16 protein-coding genes are annotated in these 18,881 nt (G+C 40.7%); 15 read left to right on the forward strand and 1 reads right to left on the reverse strand.

Annotation, left to right across the window (positions count from 1 at the left end):
- Position 1 precedes the first annotated feature (1 nt).
- From KZ793_RS17670 to KZ793_RS17740, 15 genes are all read left to right on the forward strand, one after another.
- A complete protein-coding gene (locus tag KZ793_RS17670; RefSeq protein WP_225816521.1) occupies positions 2-826 on the forward strand; it encodes a methyltransferase domain-containing protein in 825 nt (274 codons plus the stop codon).
- Positions 827-834: 8 nt separating this feature from the next.
- Positions 835-1,938 (forward strand): NAD(P)-dependent oxidoreductase, encoded by a 1,104-nt coding sequence (locus KZ793_RS17675; RefSeq protein WP_225816522.1) that lies wholly within the window; start codon positions 835-837, stop codon positions 1,936-1,938.
- On the forward strand, positions 1,926-2,987 hold the full coding sequence (locus KZ793_RS17680) for a pyruvate kinase (protein WP_225816523.1): 1,062 nt from the start codon (positions 1,926-1,928) through the stop codon (positions 2,985-2,987). Before KZ793_RS17675 ends, KZ793_RS17680 begins: the two co-directional genes overlap by 13 nt.
- 18 nt (positions 2,988-3,005) lie before the next feature.
- Positions 3,006-3,440 (forward strand): hypothetical protein, encoded by a 435-nt coding sequence (locus tag KZ793_RS17685; RefSeq protein WP_225816524.1) that lies wholly within the window; start codon positions 3,006-3,008, stop codon positions 3,438-3,440.
- Positions 3,441-4,014: 574 nt separating this feature from the next.
- A complete protein-coding gene (locus tag KZ793_RS17690; protein ID WP_225816525.1) occupies positions 4,015-4,383 on the forward strand; it encodes a hypothetical protein in 369 nt (122 codons plus the stop codon).
- Positions 4,355-4,639: a chorismate-binding protein gene (locus KZ793_RS17695; protein WP_225816526.1), complete on the forward strand. Its 285-nt coding sequence runs from the start codon at positions 4,355-4,357 to the stop codon at positions 4,637-4,639. The genes KZ793_RS17690 and KZ793_RS17695 overlap by 29 nt, the downstream gene beginning before the upstream one ends.
- 13 nt (positions 4,640-4,652) lie before the next feature.
- Complete coding sequence (locus tag KZ793_RS17700; RefSeq protein ID WP_225816527.1) at positions 4,653-6,284, forward strand: (2,3-dihydroxybenzoyl)adenylate synthase; 1,632 nt, start codon at positions 4,653-4,655, stop codon at positions 6,282-6,284.
- 16 nt (positions 6,285-6,300) lie between these two features.
- Complete coding sequence (locus KZ793_RS17705) at positions 6,301-7,212, forward strand: isochorismatase family protein (protein WP_225816528.1); 912 nt, start codon at positions 6,301-6,303, stop codon at positions 7,210-7,212.
- Between the two features lie 174 nt (positions 7,213-7,386).
- The gene (locus KZ793_RS17710) at positions 7,387-12,453 is read left to right on the forward strand and encodes a non-ribosomal peptide synthetase (protein WP_225816529.1); all 5,067 of its coding nucleotides are present in this window, start codon (positions 7,387-7,389) and stop codon (positions 12,451-12,453) included.
- A 201-nt stretch (positions 12,454-12,654) separates the two neighbouring features.
- Positions 12,655-12,885, forward strand: a complete 231-nt coding sequence (locus KZ793_RS17715; protein ID WP_225816530.1) for a helix-turn-helix domain-containing protein — start codon at positions 12,655-12,657, stop codon at positions 12,883-12,885.
- Between the two features lie 424 nt (positions 12,886-13,309).
- Entirely contained in the window at positions 13,310-13,984 is a 675-nt protein-coding gene (locus tag KZ793_RS17720) for a CDP-alcohol phosphatidyltransferase family protein (RefSeq protein WP_225816531.1), read from the forward strand.
- Positions 13,977-14,618: a lysophospholipid acyltransferase family protein gene (locus tag KZ793_RS17725; RefSeq protein WP_225816532.1), complete on the forward strand. Its 642-nt coding sequence runs from the start codon at positions 13,977-13,979 to the stop codon at positions 14,616-14,618. Before KZ793_RS17720 ends, KZ793_RS17725 begins: the two co-directional genes overlap by 8 nt.
- Entirely contained in the window at positions 14,615-15,553 is a 939-nt protein-coding gene (locus KZ793_RS17730) for a phosphatidate cytidylyltransferase (RefSeq protein ID WP_225816533.1), read from the forward strand. Before KZ793_RS17725 ends, KZ793_RS17730 begins: the two co-directional genes overlap by 4 nt.
- Positions 15,554-15,918: 365 nt before the next feature.
- On the forward strand, positions 15,919-16,890 hold the full coding sequence (gene pfkA / locus KZ793_RS17735) for a 6-phosphofructokinase (RefSeq protein WP_225816534.1): 972 nt from the start codon (positions 15,919-15,921) through the stop codon (positions 16,888-16,890).
- A 172-nt stretch (positions 16,891-17,062) separates the two neighbouring features.
- Positions 17,063-18,058 carry a sulfate ABC transporter substrate-binding protein gene (locus KZ793_RS17740; protein WP_225816535.1) on the forward strand — a complete coding sequence of 332 codons (996 nt, stop codon included), beginning with the start codon at positions 17,063-17,065 and terminating at the stop codon, positions 18,056-18,058.
- Positions 18,059-18,106: 48 nt separating this feature from the next.
- On the opposite strand, the gene tpiA is transcribed toward KZ793_RS17740, so the two are convergent.
- Entirely contained in the window at positions 18,107-18,874 is a 768-nt protein-coding gene (tpiA, locus tag KZ793_RS17745; protein WP_225816536.1) for a triose-phosphate isomerase, read from the reverse strand.
- Positions 18,875-18,881: the final 7 nt, after the last annotated feature.

Below are 18,881 nucleotides of genomic sequence, written 5' to 3' on the forward strand. Positions count from 1 at the left end.
AATGAGCATCAGTATTTCGACATTAAATTATCTTTGCGAACTTAAGAAAAATCACGATATAAAAGGAAATATATTAACTCTTGGAAAACAGATGGTATTTTTCGATTATGATACTTTAAACAGAGTGCTAAAAGAAAAAGATATGCTAAATTGCAATGCAAATAAGAGTTGTGAATTTTCCCAAGACTTTGAACACCTAAAATTTATTGAACCATATTCGCAATACTGTAATGATAAAGCTGTAATATCATCCTTATTTGGAGTTTCACCAAAAGTAATGGACATTACTGACGAATCCTATGTCGACTTTAGGCAGGATCTTAATTATAAGGTCGGCAATAGCTATGAACAGAAATTTTCTTTTATACTGGACGCAGGTACTATCGAACACATTTATGATATCCGTACTGCTCTTAATAATATTGATGCGATGTTAGTAAAAGGTGGCCTTGTCGTTCATATAACACCTGCTCATGGTTTTTTGGATCATGGCTACTATCAAATCAGCCCTCAGTTATATTATGACTTTTATTCATCTCGTGGGTATCAAATACAGCACTGTTACCTGGCCGAGATGTCTGTCAGAAAAACAAATCATTCTCAGCAAACATTTTGGCACTGGGACTGGAGTATTTCCAGGAAGAAACTAATATCTGAAAAAATGCTATTAGTCTACTTCTGTGCCAAAAAAGTAAGTAATAGCATCAATAACTTTGAAGCGCCTGTTCAGGTTTTTAATGATCAGATAACCAATTCAAATATTAATAATGAGTCAATGCCTTGGGGGCTAAAAAAGGTCGCCAATCTTCAACCTTTAAATGTATGAGAGTAGATATGTCGATTGGTATTCTCAAAGAACTTATCACCAGCGAACGTCGCGTTATTGCCAACCCTGAAACTGTAAAAGCTTTATGTGATTTGGGCTATGTTGTGATTGTTGAGGGAGGTGCAGGTGAGGCCATAAATATTTCTGATCAAGAGTATATGTTAGCAGGAGCTAACATTAGTGATGCGGAGACGATTTGGAATAACTGCGATTACATCATTAAATACAAAGCGCCTATTCCAGAAGAGTACAACAGAATTCAGGAAAATCAGCATATATTTGCGATTTTTCATGCAGAAAACAATGAAGATCTTATCCGGATCTTATTAGAAAAAAAGGTTACTGCGGTTTCTCTTGAATTCTGTCATGATGGTAATAGTTTCTGCCTTGCCAAAGCTGGCGGAGCCATGGCAGGACGAATTGCGGCTATATACGCACTCTATCACTCGTTATTACCAAGCGGTAGAGCTGGCAAGATTATCTGTAATGATAAGTCAATTAACCCAGTGACAAATGCCCTGATAATTGGTAGCGGCAATGTCGCAAAAGCTGCGGCCAAAACTTTCATTGAGAATGGATGTGAGGTGACTTTCTTAGTATCTGGAGAACGATCTCTGGATAAATTAAAAACTGAGATGTTTGACTTCGATTTTAATGCTTATATCAATGAGCCTAAGCGCCTAACAGAGATGCTTAAAGTAGCTGATATTGTGATTGGCGCCATACTGATATCAACCTATGATACGCCAACAATGATCTCCAAAGATATGGTTATTAGTATGAAGCGAGGTTCAATCTTAATTGATGCTACTGCCGGTTATGGTCCCGGATATATAGAAACCTTTGCGCATAATACAAACTTGAGTGACCCCTATTTTTATCTACATGATGTAATGCATATCAAGATCGACAATCTTCCAGCCGCTGCCCCTATTAGTAGTGTGGCATATGCTAACAAGGTTTACAGGCCTTATCTTATCGAGTGCTTTCAACACATTCAATCCAGCGGAATAATGAGTGAAACTTTTCGCAACGGTATGATTACCGCAAATGGAGAAGTTACTCATAGTGTAATTAAACATCATCAGGAAATACTACAATGGAATTTTTAAAGAAAAGCCTCACACAAGAATGTGAACCATTTATCATTGCTACGGTTGGGATGCCATGCTGTGAACCTGACGGAATTGATTTACTTCTGCGAAATGGTGTAAATGTATTGCGATACAATATTGCAGCTGATTTAGGCTATTTAGAACACTGTCGAAGAATAAAACTGGCGCGTGACGAGATATCTAAAGCTGGCAAGGCAGGTAATGTTGCGATTATGCTCGATTTGCCATTTCCCGGAAGAAAAATCAGGATTGGAATGTTGCCTGAAAGAAAGCATGCAGTGAAGAAAGGTGAAATTTTGACCTTCAAAACTGGCAAAGAAAGTATTAATTTTCATGATTTTATTCCGGTTAATTACCCTAATATTGCACGTTTTGTCGAACCGGGGAAAGATATTAGCATTGGTGATGGGGAACTGGCTCTTAAGGTTAAACAGCAACTGTCAGATGACAGCTTCAATGCAGTTGTCCTGAATGATGGTTTTATTCCTTGCCAGAAGTCGGTTAATTTTGGGCATATCGTTGAAGCAGAAATAGATGAGGAAATGTTGGCTTTTGTAGCGGAAACTCGGCCTGACTGGATCGCTCTTTCATTTATCAATGATGTTCGGCAGTTAACTAAGTCTTTCGAAATAATGTCCCGATACGGGATTACACGACTAAACACCTCTTTCGTTATCAAAATAGAGACACAGCAAGGGGTAGATAATATTCATCAATTTATCGAATTAGTTGACGCAGTTATTATTGCACGTGGTGACCTTGCTGTTAGCGCAGATTACTTCAGACTTGGTATTAACCAGAAACTTCTTACTGATGCTTGTAAGAGAGCCAAAATGCCAGTTATTTTATCAACACAAATTCTTGAAAGTAGCTGTGAGTGGTATGTGCCGGCCAGAGCAGAAATCTCAGGTCTAACGTATGCTATTCTTGACGGTATTAATGGTATTATGTTAGCTAAGGAAACTAGCAGTTTGAATAATATCTCACGTCCATTGATAGTTATTAATGAAATTATCAATGAGTGTAAGAAATTTAAATTACAGTAGAGAAGGGAGGGATATAGTTTGAAATTACTTTCCGCAGCAGATACCATTATATTAAGTCTTCATGAAAATGCGTGGAATATGATAGTATCAGGAATGAAAACTCATGAATTCAGAAGGCGATTTCGCCGAGAACAAACATTGGCTTTTATATATGTAACTCATCCCGTAAAAGAAATTAAGGGTGTAGTTTTTTTGGATAAGCCAATAGAGGGAGATGCTGAGCAAATTGCCAAAATAGCTGAATCTTCTATTCCCGGGAATGGAAAGTCAGTTTATGAATACTTTATTGAGAAAGATTTTGGTCTGGCTATTCCCGTGAGAAGCGTACGTAAAATTAAACCTCTAAGTTTAGACTACTTGCGAGAAAAATATAATTTTACTGCCCCCCAGTTTTATCTATCGCTAAAAGACAGAGATTCTCTGTATTGTGAATTAATTCAGGCAATTTTGTAATCCTTCTCTAGTTCCTCGACAGAAATTTAGCCATATTGGTTGTTTTCTGTTTGAGGAACTTATTTGTGCTATTTTCATTCTGAATACCAAGTGATTAATACATTTTTATACAGATGATTATCACAACATCAGGTGATGCATTACCTTAATTGGAGAGCATAAAAATCTGTAGGGCACTCTGTTCAGTGAGCGTATGAGAAAGTTCTACTTATGAGCATTCCGGTTATTACCTGCTGAGTATTTTCTAAATCTAAGCTTTTACACATGAGCTTTTCTGGATAAGACCTTATGAGTGGGAACATGTTATTTTTAAGGCCATCCATATTTACATTTGTCGCTATAACTCGCGCATTTGCCTCTAACAGATGGGGCACTATATTTTCTTCAATTCCTTGAGCGGCTCCTGTCACCAATACCAGACGTTGGTTAAAATCGAATTTTATAGTTTGTTGAATTCCTATTCAAGACGTTTATAACAGTATTTTACTATTATTTAACTAATTTTATATTTTTTGCAAACAAATTAAATAAGAATAAAAATGATTAATAATTGTTTTTTGATAAGGAATATAGCATGAGGAGAGATATCATTAGCCAGTATGAAATGGAGAAAAATCTCATCGAGAGACAGTTTGATAGCGCTCCTTTTGTCTTCTCATCTCACTGCAATACTATGATGGGTGTAGGCGTTAAAATGCTGGTTGAAACGCTTATTCCCTTTGCTAAACTAGCCACAAAGGCTAAGCAACTGCTCAATGACGCTAAAAGTAGCGAGAGAGATAATCCGGTGTTGTTTGGAATAGTACCTTTTCATGAGAAGCATCCAACTCGCTTTGTTATTCCCAAGCGACTATGTGTATCAAGTAATATATGTCCACAGCGAGTTCATCCGAGCAAAAAAATCAGGTACACAGGTGCTGTTTCAACCCCTATTAGGAACTAAAACGATTCGAGACCTGGAGTGTTTTGAACGCGGTTACTTCACCGGTATGCTGGGATGGTGTGACTCACGAGGAAACGGAGAGTGGGTAGCTACCATTCGTTGCACCGAAGTACAAAAACGGCAATTAAGAATTTTCTCTGGAGCGGGCATTGTCGACCAATCTATTCCGCAGTCTGAACTAGAAGAGATGGATGCCAAAATGGCAACTATACTCAAGGCCACCGACGTTGAGCTAAATGTTCAACTTATCGCTTAAGGTAGATTTGTTAATGAATACTAATAACGCCTCTTTTACGCCCTGGCCCAAAGAGTTCATACAGAATTATCAAAACAGAGGGTATTGGAGCAACCGTACCTTGTGGGACTACCTGAAACAATCCGTCGATCAGTATCCGCAATGCACGGCGATTATTTGTGGAAATCGCCAATTGAGCTACAAAGAGCTCTTTTTGCAAATAAATATAAATGCTGCTCGCTTTACCTATATGGGGCTAACAGCCGGAGATCATGTTGTATTACAGATGCCTAATGTGGCGGAGTTTTATATCTACTTCTTTGCTCTTATCCAAAAAGGGATCCGGCCGGTGCTCGCCTTACCTGGTCATCGTTTCTCTGAGGTAAGTTACTTTTGTCAACATACTCAAGCTAAAGCATATATCATTGATGCGGAATATGATGGATTCGACTATTTAGCACTGGCTAAGGAGGTTGCAAATGCCTGCGCATCAATTGAGTTGGTGTTGACTAAAGGTGTGCTTAAAAAGGATTACGACAAAAACTTTACCTCAATGGAAGAGATAACTGCCCCGATCGACATAATACAATGTTCCAGCCCATCCGATGTTGCCTTTTTTCTTCTGTCCGGAGGCACGACAGGAACACCGAAACTGATACCGAGAACTCACAATGATTACGCTTACAGTGTGAAAGCAAGTGTTGAGATCTGCCGTTTTGATGAAACAACTCGTTACCTCTGTGCTCTGCCTGCTGCTCATAACTTTCCCTTAAGTTCGCCTGGCGCACTCGGTGTTTTTTGGGGGGGCGGCTGTGTGATACTCACTCAAGATCCAACCCCTAATAATGCTTTTCGACTAATTGAGCAACACCAGATTACGGTTTCAGCTCTGGTTCCCCCACTAGCCTTACTCTGGACAGAATATGCCGCTAAAACTTGCCGCAATATTTCATCTTTGCAATTATTGCAAGTTGGTGGAGCCAAGTTCAGCCAAGCAGCTGCACAAGCCTTACCCAAAGCTTTAGGCTGCCAACTTCAACAAGTATTTGGAATGGCTGAAGGGTTAGTCAATTATACTCGACTTGACGATCCGATAGATGTTATTACCACGACTCAAGGGCATCCTATCTCTCCTTGTGATGAGATCAAAGTGGTTGATGAAGAGGGAAAACCCGTTCCCATAGGCGAAGAGGGTATCTTACTAACTCGTGGCCCTTACACCATTCGCGGTTATTACCAAGCTCCGCAACATAATAAGCGCTCCTTTACGAGTGACGGATTCTACCGCACTGGCGATATTGTCAAGCTAACACAAAGTGGTGACCTAATTGTGACAGGCCGGGATAAAGACCAGATAAACCGTGGCGGAGAGAAAATTGCCGCCGAAGAGATAGAAAACCAACTACGTCAACATTATGGTGTACACGATGTTGCGTTAATAGCTGTGGGAGATAAATACCTTGGCGAACGCAGCTGCGCCGTTATTGTACAACATCCCGATGAGAAGCTGAACGGTATTGAACTCAAGCGTTTCTTAAGGAGTAGAGGTCTTGCCGACTACAAAATTCCCGATCAGATCCACTTTGTTGACGAGTTACCTAAAACCACTATCGGCAAGATTGATAAAAAACGTCTTCGCGCTCAATTCTCCGTTTCACCTCAATAACTAGACAGGTTTTACGATGGCTATTCCAAAACTCCATTCTTATTCCCTTAAGGGCATCACTTTAGATATTCAAAACAGAACCAATTGGCAAGTCGAACCAGACAGAGCGGCATTACTCATCCACGATATGCAGCAATATTTCGTTGATTTTTATGAAGATAAACAGATGGTTGAAATCATTGTTGGGCAGATAAAATCCATTAAAGAAGCTTGTGTGGCTGCTGGTATTCCTGCTTTTTATACCGCCCAACCTGGCAACCAATCGCCTGATGACAGAGCACTGCTAACAGATTTTTGGGGTCAGGGGCTTCCCGAGGATCTCAAATGTACTCAGGTGGTTCCTGAGCTAGCGCCAAAAAAGGAAGATATATTTCTCAAAAAGTGGCGCTACAGTGCTTTTAAACGTTCTGATTTGGAGCTGCAGCTTAAAAGCAAGCAAAGAAATCAGCTGATTATAGTCGGCGTCTATGCCCATATTGGCTGTATGCTGACTGCCGCCGAAGCATTTATGAACGATATCCAGGTCTTTATGGTGGCCGATGCTTTGGGTGACTTCTCACGAGAAGACCATCGGTATGCCTTAAACTATGTGGCCAAACGCTGTGGTTCAGTCACAACCACGGAGAAACTACTCTGTGAACTTCAAGCTTATGCCGATTCAAAGTTTCCTAGGTCAAAGCAACAACTTAAGGAACAAGTTGCCGAATTGTTAGAAATTAATGTCGCTGAAATTATAGACGAAGATAACCTGATCGATCTAGGGCTAGACTCGATACGTACGATGATTCTCCTAAGTGATTGGCAACAGAGGGAATTAGATATCTCCTTTACCGACGTTGCAAAGTCTCCATCCATAAATACTTGGTGGCAGCTGTTACAGTCTGCACGAAGAGGTAAAATAAGTCGAAAATTAAATGCTTTTCCATAATAGTGAGGTGCCAAGGTTAGTGGAGAGTTTGAATCCTCGCACAGTGATGATTCAAGCGGCGTCCTACCATTTTGAAACGCTATTTAGATCTGCGGACATGTGCTGATATTAACGGAATGGAATGAAGAACGGGCGTATACATTTTCAAATATAAATTAAGTTGGAATAAAATAAATGTCTAAAGGTTATGAGTCAATCCAAAGTATGGCATTAACAGCTGCTCAATCAGGAATTTGGGTAGGTCAGGCATTGGAGCCGACCAGTGCAAAATACAATACTGCTGAGTATATTGAATTTAAGGGTTCTTTTTGTCCAAAGTCTTTTGAGGCTGCCAGTCAATATGTCCTACAAAATGTAGCAGCGCTAAATGTATCATTTAAACTTGAGGATCTCTCTTTAGTATATGGGATTCTTGAACCAAAGGATATTGAAAGTAATCGTATCTCTTATGTCGACTTGTCTAGCAGTACCTCAAAAAAAAGCGATATGTTGGCATATATGCGGGCACAAACATATTTGAGACTAGCGATCGAAATAGGAGAAAACTATCGACATTCATTGATTAAGTTAGGTGATGAACATTATGTTTGGTATTTGTGTATACACCATATTGCTAGTGATGGTTATAGTTTTTCTCTAATTGTTAATGCTGTTTTGGAGCAATACAAGAAAATTAGCTCACAAGGAAAAAAGATTTCATTGTCATTTGATGATTATACCTATTTAGGGATTGAAGACAAAAGATATAGGCAGTCAGAACTTTTTTCTAGAGATGCTAAATATTGGATAGAATTTTTACTAAGTACTGAATCACCTCGAAGCTTTTCAACTTGTTCTATAAAATCAAGTGATGAAAAAATATCAAAATCAACTGTGATTTCAGCGCATGATTTTAATCGAATCAAAACGATATCCAATCAATATAAAATCAATTGGGATACGCTTTTGATATCTATAATTGGTGCACTGTTTTATAAATACTCAGGAATAAAAGAAACTGTTTTTGGATTGCCTGTTGCTAATCGATTGGGTTCTAAAATTGCTAATATTCCATGTAACCATATGAATATGGTGCCCATTAAGATACAGATAAAACCTTTGAGTACACTGCTAGATCTAAATGCTACATTGATAGACCAGATTAAGGTTGGGAGGAAACATTGGCGCTATCGTTACGAGGACTTGCAAAATGATTTAAAAAGAATTCTAGATCGAGATAAATTGTTTGGTCCAACTATAAACGTGATGTACTTCGATAAAAATATCGAACTAGATGGATGTCAAGTCAAACCTTACACACTAAATACTGGGCCAGTCGACGATATATCATTTGCTTTTATTAAGCAACGAGATGAATCAGTTACGTTTATCTTGGACGCAAATCCGAGAATGTATACAAAAGCTGATGTTGAAAAAATCAAAACAGATTTTATAGGTTATATTCAAAAAATTGAAATGCGCATAACTGAGAGGATTGTTAACAATGGCTGTACTGTTGAAAGTTTGCTTTATTGGCAGGAAACCCTTGACGGTTATGAAATTTTAAATTTGCCAATTAATAATCTAAGAGCTGTTCAATTTGACGCCAATAAACGAAATGTTACATTAGAGTTGTCTGATGATATTTCAGATAGATTGCGCTATCTAGCCCTGTCAGAAGGAACAAACTTATTTTCAGTCCTCCTGAGTGCTTGGTACGTGGTGCTATCGAAGTTGACGGGCCAAACAGATATTTTGGTTGGTACGACAAAGGATGCACAATACCATACGAAAGCCAATTTATTGATTGGGGAACTTGTAAACTCCTTATTATTGCGAGGACAGTTATCGCAGACTCAGAGTGTGCGAGAGTTAGTCAGTCAGGTACATCAGATAGTCATCGGTGCTAAGGCACATCAAGATTTACCTTTTGAGTGTTTAGTTGAAACAGCCGGTGGAGCACAAGGCACTTCAATTCACCGTTTGTTTCAAGTGATGTTTACGGTCGAACATTTTGATCAACAGTCCCAGCTTTATGCTACGGACTTTCTTGACGAAAACTTACCTAGTTCTACCAATTTATATCTGAATTTATTTGAAGGCCCTAATACGATAGTCGGTCGTTTAAATTTCTCCGTGAGCTTGTTTAATACTGAGACAATTGAGCGGATTGTGTCAATGTACCTGTTAGTATTAAAACAGTTTGCTGAAAAGCCTTGTACTCTAATACAAAATGTTTTTGTACTCTCTGATAAAGAGCGTGAAACTTTGCTACATACTTGGAACTGGACAGATGCTGCGTATCCTCATGACAGCACCCTGCATCAGTTATTTGAAGAACAGGTGGATATCACGCCGGATAACATTGCCTTAGTGTTTGAAGGTGAAGAGTTGACGTATCGAGAGTTGAATGAGCGAGCCAACCAGTTAGCACACGCCATTCGTCAGAGTTATCAACAGCAATGTGGTCAGTCGATGCCGGCAGATACACTGGTTGCACTTTACTTAGAGCGCAGCTTGGAGATGATCATTAGTATCCTGGCGATACTGAAAGCAGGGGGGGCGTACGTACCAATATCGCCGGAATACCCTCCCGAGCGCACGGGCTTCATCTTAAGTGACACCAAGGCACCGTTGCTGGTAACACAGCGGCAATACTTAGCGGTGCTGGAAGAGCTGGTGGGTGGCGAACCGGGGGCACCTTTGTTAATGGCCGCGGATGGAGAGCAGGCAACGGAAGGGCTACCAATAGAGAATCCGGAGCCAGTGAGTGGGTCTAGGGATTTGGCGTACGTGATTTACACGTCAGGAACAACGGGGCAGCCTAAAGGGGTGATGATTGAACACCGTAGCATTAATAACCTAATTAAAGGTTTAATCAATCATTACCCAGTTCTACCTTCGGACGTCACTTTACTCATACCTAACTATATCTTTGATGCGTTTATTGAGGAGGTATTCATAACACTATTAGTTGGTGCTCAGTTAGTGATTTTGCCTAGCGAAGATATTTTACTTCATAGTAAGGTACAAAATGTCATTAATGAATATTCGGTTAATAGATTAGGAGCAACACCTAGTTGGTTATTGGCTATGCGTGATCATATCGAATGGCCACAAATAAGGATCATAGCAGGAGGTGAGGTTCTTCCTCCTTCCTTATGTCAAGGCAACTGGGATATAATTAATACTTATGGTCCTACCGAGAGCACTATTACGAGTAATACATTTAAACTAGACAGGTGGACTGAGTCAAATCGTTCTGTTCCCATTGGCAGCCCACTTCCTAATTATAAATCTTATGTACTGAATGCTGAAGCTCGGCTTTTGCCAGTTGGTGTTCCAGGTGAGCTTTACATTGGTGGGGCAGGCTTGGCGCGCGGTTATTTAAACCGCCCAGAGCTCATGGCAGAGCGTTTTATCGATAACCCGTTTGCTACGGAAGGGGACAGCGCTAAGGGGTACACCCGTTTATACAAAACGGGTGACCTGGTGCGCTGGCTTCCGGATGGCAATTTGGAATACTTGGGTCGTAACGATTTCCAGGTGAAAATCCGTGGCTTCCGTATAGAACTAGCAGAAATCGAGAATACCCTGATGAAACATGCCGATATTGGAAAAGCGGTTGTTGTTACACAGGAACACAACGGGCAGCTTTGTCTTGTTGCATATTTAGTCATGAACAGCAAAAACATTAATACTGAAACTATAGATAACTTTATATCTAATATATTACCAGACTATATGCTGCCGAAAGAATATGTTCAGTTGGAAGCTCTGCCACTGACGATAAATGGAAAACTTGACCGTCGGGCTTTGCCTACCTGTCAATTCAACGATCGGTTTGCTTATAGCGGGCCACGTAACAGTACGGAAGAAAATTTATGCGAAATTTGGTCTGAGGTTCTCAAAAGAGAGAGAACGGGCATTGATGATGACTTCTTCAAAGTGGGCGGAAGTTCACTCAACGTCTTTATATTGCGAAGTAAAATTTGGCAAAGAATAGCGTTAGATATTCCTGTCAAAGCATTTTACTCTCAAAGAACCATCAGAAAAATGATGGATAATGTAATAACAGAGCGCTTTCTCTGCCTTGAAGATGAAGTGGCGGCAATGAAAGAAATATCTTTTTCAACTGCAATGATAAGAGTATCCGATCCGTCCCGACGTCATATTTTTTTAACCGGTGCCACAGGATTTGTTGGCAAATATATTCTTCATGAACTGTTGAAGGATAAGAACGTTAATCTGACCTGCCTGATACGTGCAGATAATAAAAACGATGGATTTTTCAGGCTGAAGAGTACGCTGGAAAACGCAAAATTGTGGTGCGAAGATTATATCGGAAGGATTGCTATTGTTAATGGGGATTTGGGGCAAGAAAAAATGGGGATGACGCCAAAAGGATATAGTTCACTGAGTGCAACCGTTGATACAATTTTTCATTGTGCGGTGCACATGAACCATTTGGCTACTTATGACATGATAAAAAAAATTAATGTCGATGGAACAAATCACCTCCTTCACTTTGCTACACAAACAAGAGTTAAAGTATTCAATACACTGTCTACAGTTGGAGTCTTCAACAATCGTGCTCAAGACACGGTTGAAGAAGACACTCTGCTCGATATTCAAAAACACAACAGCCAGAATGGATACTGTTCAAGTAAATGGGTAGCTGAAGCTCTGGTTCTCAGGGCCCGTGCTAAGGGGCTTATCACAAATATTTTCAGATTGGGTTTAATCAGCGGTTCTAGAAAGAATCAGCAAAATGATCGAAATCAATGGTTTGGACAACTGCTTAGCACCTGCCGACTGACGGGCCTGGCCTTCAAAGGAGAAAATATAGATGTCAGCACAGTTCCAGTTGATTTTGTTGCCAAGGCAGTCATTTATTTATCCGCCCATTCCAATGGACATAGTGGCAATTATCATATCGTAGCTAACACCCCCTATACCCTCGAAAAAATTATCGAGCAATATAATAGTTTGTGTGATTCAAAAATTCTGATCGTTCCTTTTTTAATATTTATTGAAAGGCTTAAAGTATTTAGCGAAAATAACAAAGAAATTCCAATTCCTTTTTTTATTAAACAGTATTTAGATCATAAAAATATAGAATTAGACAAGATTCATCTCTGGTCAGAATCTGCGAAAATTAAATGTGAAAAAACGACAAAAATTCTTACGAAAGGAGGAATAGTTGAAAAAGAGATTAGTGCCGATATGATAGTCAATTATATAGAGAATGAATTGAATTAATGTTTGATATATATCCCCAAGAGTTCAATAACTTCCTGGGGGTATATTAAAAAACTGATGGATTTATTATTTTTTCTTTTGATATTAACCCGGTGTTCAAATATGAATAGCTGTTGTATCATGGCAAGATGAAAAAAGATACTCAACCCCATTCAGGAAGAGAAACTTCAGCAAGTTTTGCGGGATAAAACCCCCACACAAATGCAATTACCTTTTGCCCTTTGGGGGCGTCCGGCGATCCAAGTGCTCATTTGGAAGATGTGGCGAATAAAAATTGCCGAAAGGACGTTTACCGATTATCTGAAACGCTGGGAATTTACTCCGCAAAAGCTGCTCAAAAGAGCTTACGAACAAAATCCTAAAACCGTCGAAAAATGGCATAAGGAAACCTATCTTGCTATCAAGAAAAAAGCGACTGAAGGAATCCGGTAACAGATGTTGCAATAGTGACTTGTCGAGGCTACTTTCCTGCTCGGTCTTGATAAATGAAAAAGCCTACAGTATATGGGATTGATAGATCTGTTAAGGTGATGGTTAACATTTGGGGTGCAGTTCATTAAGGGGCTTTGTTGTCAATGTGGACGATGATACAAAAAGTATATTTTCTCAATATGTTATGTGTAGACGCCATCCCTGCCTTTTCCCCTGCTTTCTGGTGGTTAATGTGTGGGTACTTGTTGAAATAAATTCTGTTATTTCAAATGAATCAACAAGGAAAAATTGACGCCATCTTCGTTTTTCCCTCCTCCCACCGGCAGGTTTTTTTATTGTTGTTATTCTAACCAATCCTGTTTATCTTATTTCATTTAACTTAAGTGGATTTGATTGTTCATTTGTGCTCAAAAAGGGAAAGGGTATGTCTGGTAACGAGGTAAAAGATCGGCGTCCGATCAAAACACGCAATGCAGTGTGGGCCAGTAAAATGGCTAAATGGTTGCAATGTAAAGGGGCGACACCAAATGGCATATCTGTTGCCAGCGTTGTTTTTGCTGTATTAGCTGGCGTGTGTTTTGCCGTGTGTTTTTTAGTCGAGTCTTTTTGGTTGACTTCAGTTTTATTGATTATTGGTGCCTTGCTTATTCAAGGCCGGCTAATATGTAATTTATTGGATGGCATGGTTGCTGTTGAAGGGGGATTGAAGACGGCTGCCGGTACTGTTTTTAATGATCTTCCTGATCGTATTGCTGATTCTTTTATTCTGATTGGGGTGGGGTATGGTTTAACACTTTTTCCATTTGCGATTTCTCTTGGCTGTATTGCTGCATTATTAGCTGTTTTGACCGCTTATATTCGCTTGTTAGGTGGGGCTTGTGGTTTACCTCAGCGTTTTCTAGGGCCGATGGCGAAACAGCATCGGATGGCATTAATTACTGTTAGTTCAATTGTTGCCGCTTTTTTACCTCAGTTATGGAGCCAGTATCTTTTATTGGCGGTATTAGTCGTTATCACATTGGGTTGTCTCTGGACATGTGTTCGGCGAACCAGAGTCATATTGAATGAATTACAAGAGAAGGATGCTTGTAATGAATAAACCACAAGGAGTGACACTGGTAAGTAAAGGTATGGGGTCGTTTCTGTCTGGGCTTTGCCGTTTGTTAACAGGAGTGAGAATTCGTTGGATTGGGTGTAAGCCATCGGTAGCTTCCCGAATTTATTATGCTAATCATACCAGTCATCTGGATGGGTTAGTTATCTGGGCAGGGTTTCCTCGGGTGTTACGTTCTCGGGTGCATCCAGTCGCTGCTCGTGATTATTGGAGTAAAACTTATCTACGTAGATATTTTATTAATAAAGTTTTTCGGGCTGTGCTTATTGATCGTAAAGGGGAGGATTGTTTAAAGGGAAATACCCTAACACCAATGGAGGATGTATTAAAACGAGGGGAATCTTTAATTTTATTCCCGGAGGGGACGCGAGGAAGTGGTGAACAAATTAATAAATTTAAAGGTGGTCTATATTATTTAGCGAAGAAATATCCTGATGTTGAGCTTATTCCAGTTTATCTGGAAAATTTAAACCGAGTTTTGCCAAAAGGCTCGGCACTTGTTGTTCCTGTTATTTGTTCAGCAACATTTGGGCAACCTTTGGAAAAATTAGGTGCAAAAGAGGAAAAAGCTGATTTTTTACAGCGGGCTCGTTTGGCATTGGAGGCGTTAATACTATGACCATTAATAATAAATTGCTTTTGTTGTTAGGCGGTATGTTTGTGCCGTTAATTATTGCCAGTATTGTTGGGGCAATGCTGGCCTCTAAGTATTCAGCGGAAAGCTATCCGACAATTGAGAATCTGAATGCTCGCATCCGCGGTTGGTGGGGAATGTGCATTGTTTGTGTGTTGTCCGTCATTGTTGGGCCAATCGGTTCAGTTTTATTATTTGCAAGTATGTCATTTTTTGCTTTGCGGGAATTTTTCACTTTGACACCAACACGACGCAGTGACCATGAGGCTATGTTCTGGTGTTTCTTTATTTTCATGCCATTGCAATACATTGCCGTTGGTATTGAGTGGTATGGCGTGTTTTCTATTTTCATTCCTGTTTATGTTTTCCTATTTTTACCTGCCCGTATTGCATTGGCTGGGGATACGACGAACTTTCTGGAGCGGACAGCTAAAATACAGTGGGGAATGTTAGTTGCTGTATTCTGTATTAGTCATGCGCCCGCTTTATTGATGTTGGATATTCCAGGTTATGAAGGGGAGAACGTCGAATTACTACTGTTTCTAATGATTGTGGTGCAGATGTCGGATGTTTTGCAGTATGTGTTTGGTAAATTGTTTGGCAAACATCCTATTGTGCCTAAACTGAGCCCGAATAAAACCGTTGAAGGTTTTGCAGGTGGCATTTTGGCTTCCGTTTTATTGGGAATGTCACTTTACTGGGTAACGCCATTTTCTCCGTGGGAGGCGGGTTTGATGTCGTTGGCGATTACGTTGATGGGCTTTATTGGCGGCTTGTGTATGTCAGCGATAAAACGCGATAGTGGTATCAAAGATTTTGGTGAAATGATTGAAGGTCATGGCGGAATGTTAGACAGAATCGATTCTTTATGTTTTGCCGCCCCGGTATTTTTTCACCTGACACGCTATTTCTATACGTAATGTAAAGATACCAGCGCAATGAATGAGAGTTAAAGGTGATTGATCAGTACTGTGGTGTAGGTTGCCACAGTGCTGGCCTCTTTTTTATTGCTGATAAGGCGTATTCCCGATCAGCGTGAAGAGTCGCGGAGCTATAATTAAATTATTTTCAGTTAAATTGATCCCAAAAAGGGATTTATTGTTAATGCAGACTTGGTTTTTTACCGTATTATATGCAGAGTTGAATCAATTCAGCATGATTGCCTCAGTGCGCTGGGCGATAACAGAGTTAAGAAGGCAGATTTCTGTTTCAGGCAAAGTGATAGCATACGAAGCCCGCCGTTAGTGGGTTTGCAATTATTACATCTACAAGTTCAGAGGTCATCATGATCAACGAGATCAAAAGAATCGGTGTCTTAACGAGTGGCGGTGATGCGCCGGGTATGAATGCGGCTATTCGTGGTGTGGTTCGTGCAGGATTAACCGAAGGGTTAGAGGTTTTCGGTATTCATGATGGTTATCTTGGCTTGTATGAAAACCGCATGAAGAAACTTGACCGTTTCAGTGTATCCGACATGATTAACCGTGGTGGCACCTTTCTAGGTTCAGCCCGTTTCCCAGAGTTCAGGGATGAGAAGGTTCGTACTGTCGCTATTGAGAACATGAGAAACAATGGCCTTGATGCTCTGGTCGTTATCGGCGGTGACGGTTCCTATCTTGGCGCGAAAAAACTAACAGAAGCGGGTTTCCCCTGTATCGGCCTGCCGGGCACTATCGATAATGATGTGGCGGGTACCGACTATACCATCGGCTATTTCACTGCGCTGGAAACGGTCGTTGAAGCGATTGACCGCCTGCGTGATACCTCGACTTCCCACAAACGTATTTCCATTGTTGAAGTAATGGGACGTTATTGTGGTGATCTCACTTTGTCCGCCGCTATTGCAGGCGGTTGTGAGTTTATTGTTCTGCCGGAAGTCTCATTCAATTGTGATGAGCTCGTAGCTGAAATTAAAGCGGGTATCGGTAAAGGCAAACGTCACGCCATCGTTGCAATTACTGAACATGTTTGTGATGTTTACGAACTTGCGAAACATATCGAAAAAGAGACGCATCATGAAACCCGTGCCACAGTTTTAGGCCATATTCAGCGTGGTGGCTCTCCGGTGGCTTATGATCGTATTCTGGCTTCCCGTATGGGGGCATATTCCATTCAATTATTGTTGGAAGGTTATGGTGGTCGTTGTGTTGGTATTCAGAACGAGAAACTTGTTCATCATGACATCATTGATGCAGTACAAAATATGAAACGTGTGTTTAAACAGGATTGGTTGGAAACCGCGAAAAAGTTGTACTAATCACGTCAATATCAGCAAATCTAAACCTGTTGCAGCCTCTTTGGAGGCTGTAATGTCTCCTTAGTATATTCCTATCACATATAAATAAATGCTTTTAATTATTTCTGAGTGATAACGCTTTCTGTCAGCCTTGAATTTCATAACAGTTAAAACAGTTTGTGGAGAGATTCAAATGAGAGTCAGATGGCGTGTGGCATTGGCGTTATTGTTGATGACCAGTAGCAGTGTATGGGCAAAAAATATTCAGCTTCTTAATGTTTCCTATGATCCAACCAGAGAGTTATATCAGCAATATAATCAGGCTTTCAGTGATTATTGGCAGCAGAAGACTGGGGATAAAGTGACAATCCGGCAATCTCATGGCGGTTCCGGTAAGCAGGCAACGTCTGTCATCAATGGCCTTGAGGCAGATGTGGTGACACTGGCTCTGGCCTATGATGTGGATGCCATTGCCGAGCGTGGTCGGATAGATAAAGGATGGATTAAGCGTTTACCCGATAATTCTGCCCCCTATACTTCAACAATTGTTTTTCTGGTGCGGAAAGGCAATCCAAAACAAATTAAAGACTGGTTAGATTTAATTCGTCCAGGTGTTGCTGTTGTGACACCAAATCCAAAAACATCAGGTGGTGCCCGCTGGAATTATCTGGCTGCGTGGGGTTATGGGTTGGCGCATAATAATCAGGATCAGAGTAAAGCGAAAGCGTTTGTTAAAGCCCTTTATCAGAATGTTGAAGTGCTAGATTCTGGCGCAAGAGGAGCAACCAGTACTTTTGTCGAGCGTGGAATCGGTGATGTATTAATTGCCTGGGAGAATGAGGCATTATTAGCGATTAATACGCTTGATAAAGATAAATTCGAAATTGTGACACCTAGTCTTTCAATTCTGGCTGAGCCGACGGTTTCTGTCGTTGATAAGGTCGTTGATAAACGCCATAGCCGTGAGTTAGCAACAGAATATCTGCAATACCTTTATTCTCCAGTTGGGCAGGAAATAGCGGCTAAAAATTATTATCGACCACGTGATCAAGCAGTTGCTGATAAATATAGCTCTTCTTTCCCTGCGTTGGAATTATTTACTGTTGATAAAGTATTCGGTGGTTGGGGAAAAGCGCAAAAAGTACATTTTGCGACGGGTGGTGTGTTTGATGAGATTATTCAGCGCTAAAAAGGAATAACCGCCGTAGGTATACGGCGGTCAATTAGCATTAAAATATTATGCTTTTTTCGCAGCGGCTGCGGCTTTTACGATAATAGCGAAAGCATCAGCTTTTAGGGATGCGCCACCAACTAATGCACCGTCAATGTCTGGCTGAGCAAAGAGTTCAGCAGCATTATCTGCGTTCACAGAGCCACCGTACTGGATAATGACCTGTTTTGCGATTGCTGTATCTTTCTGCGCAATATGATCGCGAATGAATTTGTGCACAGCCTGAGCTTGTGCCGGTGTTGCTGATTTGCCTGTACCAATTGCCCAAACAGGTTCGTAAGCGATGACCGCACCTTGGAAGGCTTCTACACCTAATGTGTTCAGGACAGCATCAATTTGTCTTGCGCATACGGTTTCAGTTTGGCCGGTTTCATTTTCCTGTTCAGTCTCGCCGATACACAGAACCGGGATCAGACCTTGTTCTTTAAGAACGGCAAATTTTTTCGCAATGAATTCGTCACTTTCTTTGTGGTAAGTACGGCGCTCAGAGTGGCCGATGATGATGTATTCTGCGCCAATGTCTTTCAGCATTTCAGCGGAAGTTTCACCCGTAAACGCGCCAGACAGGTTGACGTCAACATCTTGTGCGCCCAGAGCCATGTGGCTGCCAACCAGCGCTTGTTTAGCCTGAGAGAGATAAAGTGCTGGTGGCGCGATAGCGATTTCACAGCCGGTAACACTGCTTAATTCTTTACTCAGGCCAGTGATAAGTTCGTTGACCATATGGGTACTGCCATTCAATTTCCAGTTACCCATAACTAATGGATGTCGCATGTTTTTT

The sequence above is a fragment of the Photorhabdus antumapuensis genome (genome assembly GCF_020387775.1).
Lineage (GTDB): Bacteria > Pseudomonadota > Gammaproteobacteria > Enterobacterales > Enterobacteriaceae > Photorhabdus > Photorhabdus antumapuensis.

Coding starts and splice junctions, on each gene's coding strand:
- pfkA (WP_225816534.1), top strand. CDS start 15,919: ATGATCAACGAGATCAAAAGAATCGGTGTCTTAACGAGTGGCGGTGAT.
- KZ793_RS17740 (WP_225816535.1), top strand. CDS start 17,063: ATGAGAGTCAGATGGCGTGTGGCATTGGCGTTATTGTTGATGACCAGT.
- KZ793_RS17690 (WP_225816525.1), top strand. CDS start 4,015: ATGAGGAGAGATATCATTAGCCAGTATGAAATGGAGAAAAATCTCATC.
- KZ793_RS17725 (WP_225816532.1), top strand. CDS start 13,977: ATGAATAAACCACAAGGAGTGACACTGGTAAGTAAAGGTATGGGGTCG.
- KZ793_RS17670 (WP_225816521.1), top strand. CDS start 2: ATGAGCATCAGTATTTCGACATTAAATTATCTTTGCGAACTTAAGAAA.
- KZ793_RS17720 (WP_225816531.1), top strand. CDS start 13,310: ATGTCTGGTAACGAGGTAAAAGATCGGCGTCCGATCAAAACACGCAAT.
- tpiA (WP_225816536.1), bottom strand. CDS start 18,874: ATGCGACATCCATTAGTTATGGGTAACTGGAAATTGAATGGCAGTACC.
- KZ793_RS17705 (WP_225816528.1), top strand. CDS start 6,301: ATGGCTATTCCAAAACTCCATTCTTATTCCCTTAAGGGCATCACTTTA.
- KZ793_RS17700 (WP_225816527.1), top strand. CDS start 4,653: ATGAATACTAATAACGCCTCTTTTACGCCCTGGCCCAAAGAGTTCATA.
- KZ793_RS17715 (WP_225816530.1), top strand. CDS start 12,655: ATGCAATTACCTTTTGCCCTTTGGGGGCGTCCGGCGATCCAAGTGCTC.
- KZ793_RS17675 (WP_225816522.1), top strand. CDS start 835: ATGTCGATTGGTATTCTCAAAGAACTTATCACCAGCGAACGTCGCGTT.
- KZ793_RS17730 (WP_225816533.1), top strand. CDS start 14,615: ATGACCATTAATAATAAATTGCTTTTGTTGTTAGGCGGTATGTTTGTG.
- KZ793_RS17680 (WP_225816523.1), top strand. CDS start 1,926: ATGGAATTTTTAAAGAAAAGCCTCACACAAGAATGTGAACCATTTATC.
- KZ793_RS17710 (WP_225816529.1), top strand. CDS start 7,387: ATGTCTAAAGGTTATGAGTCAATCCAAAGTATGGCATTAACAGCTGCT.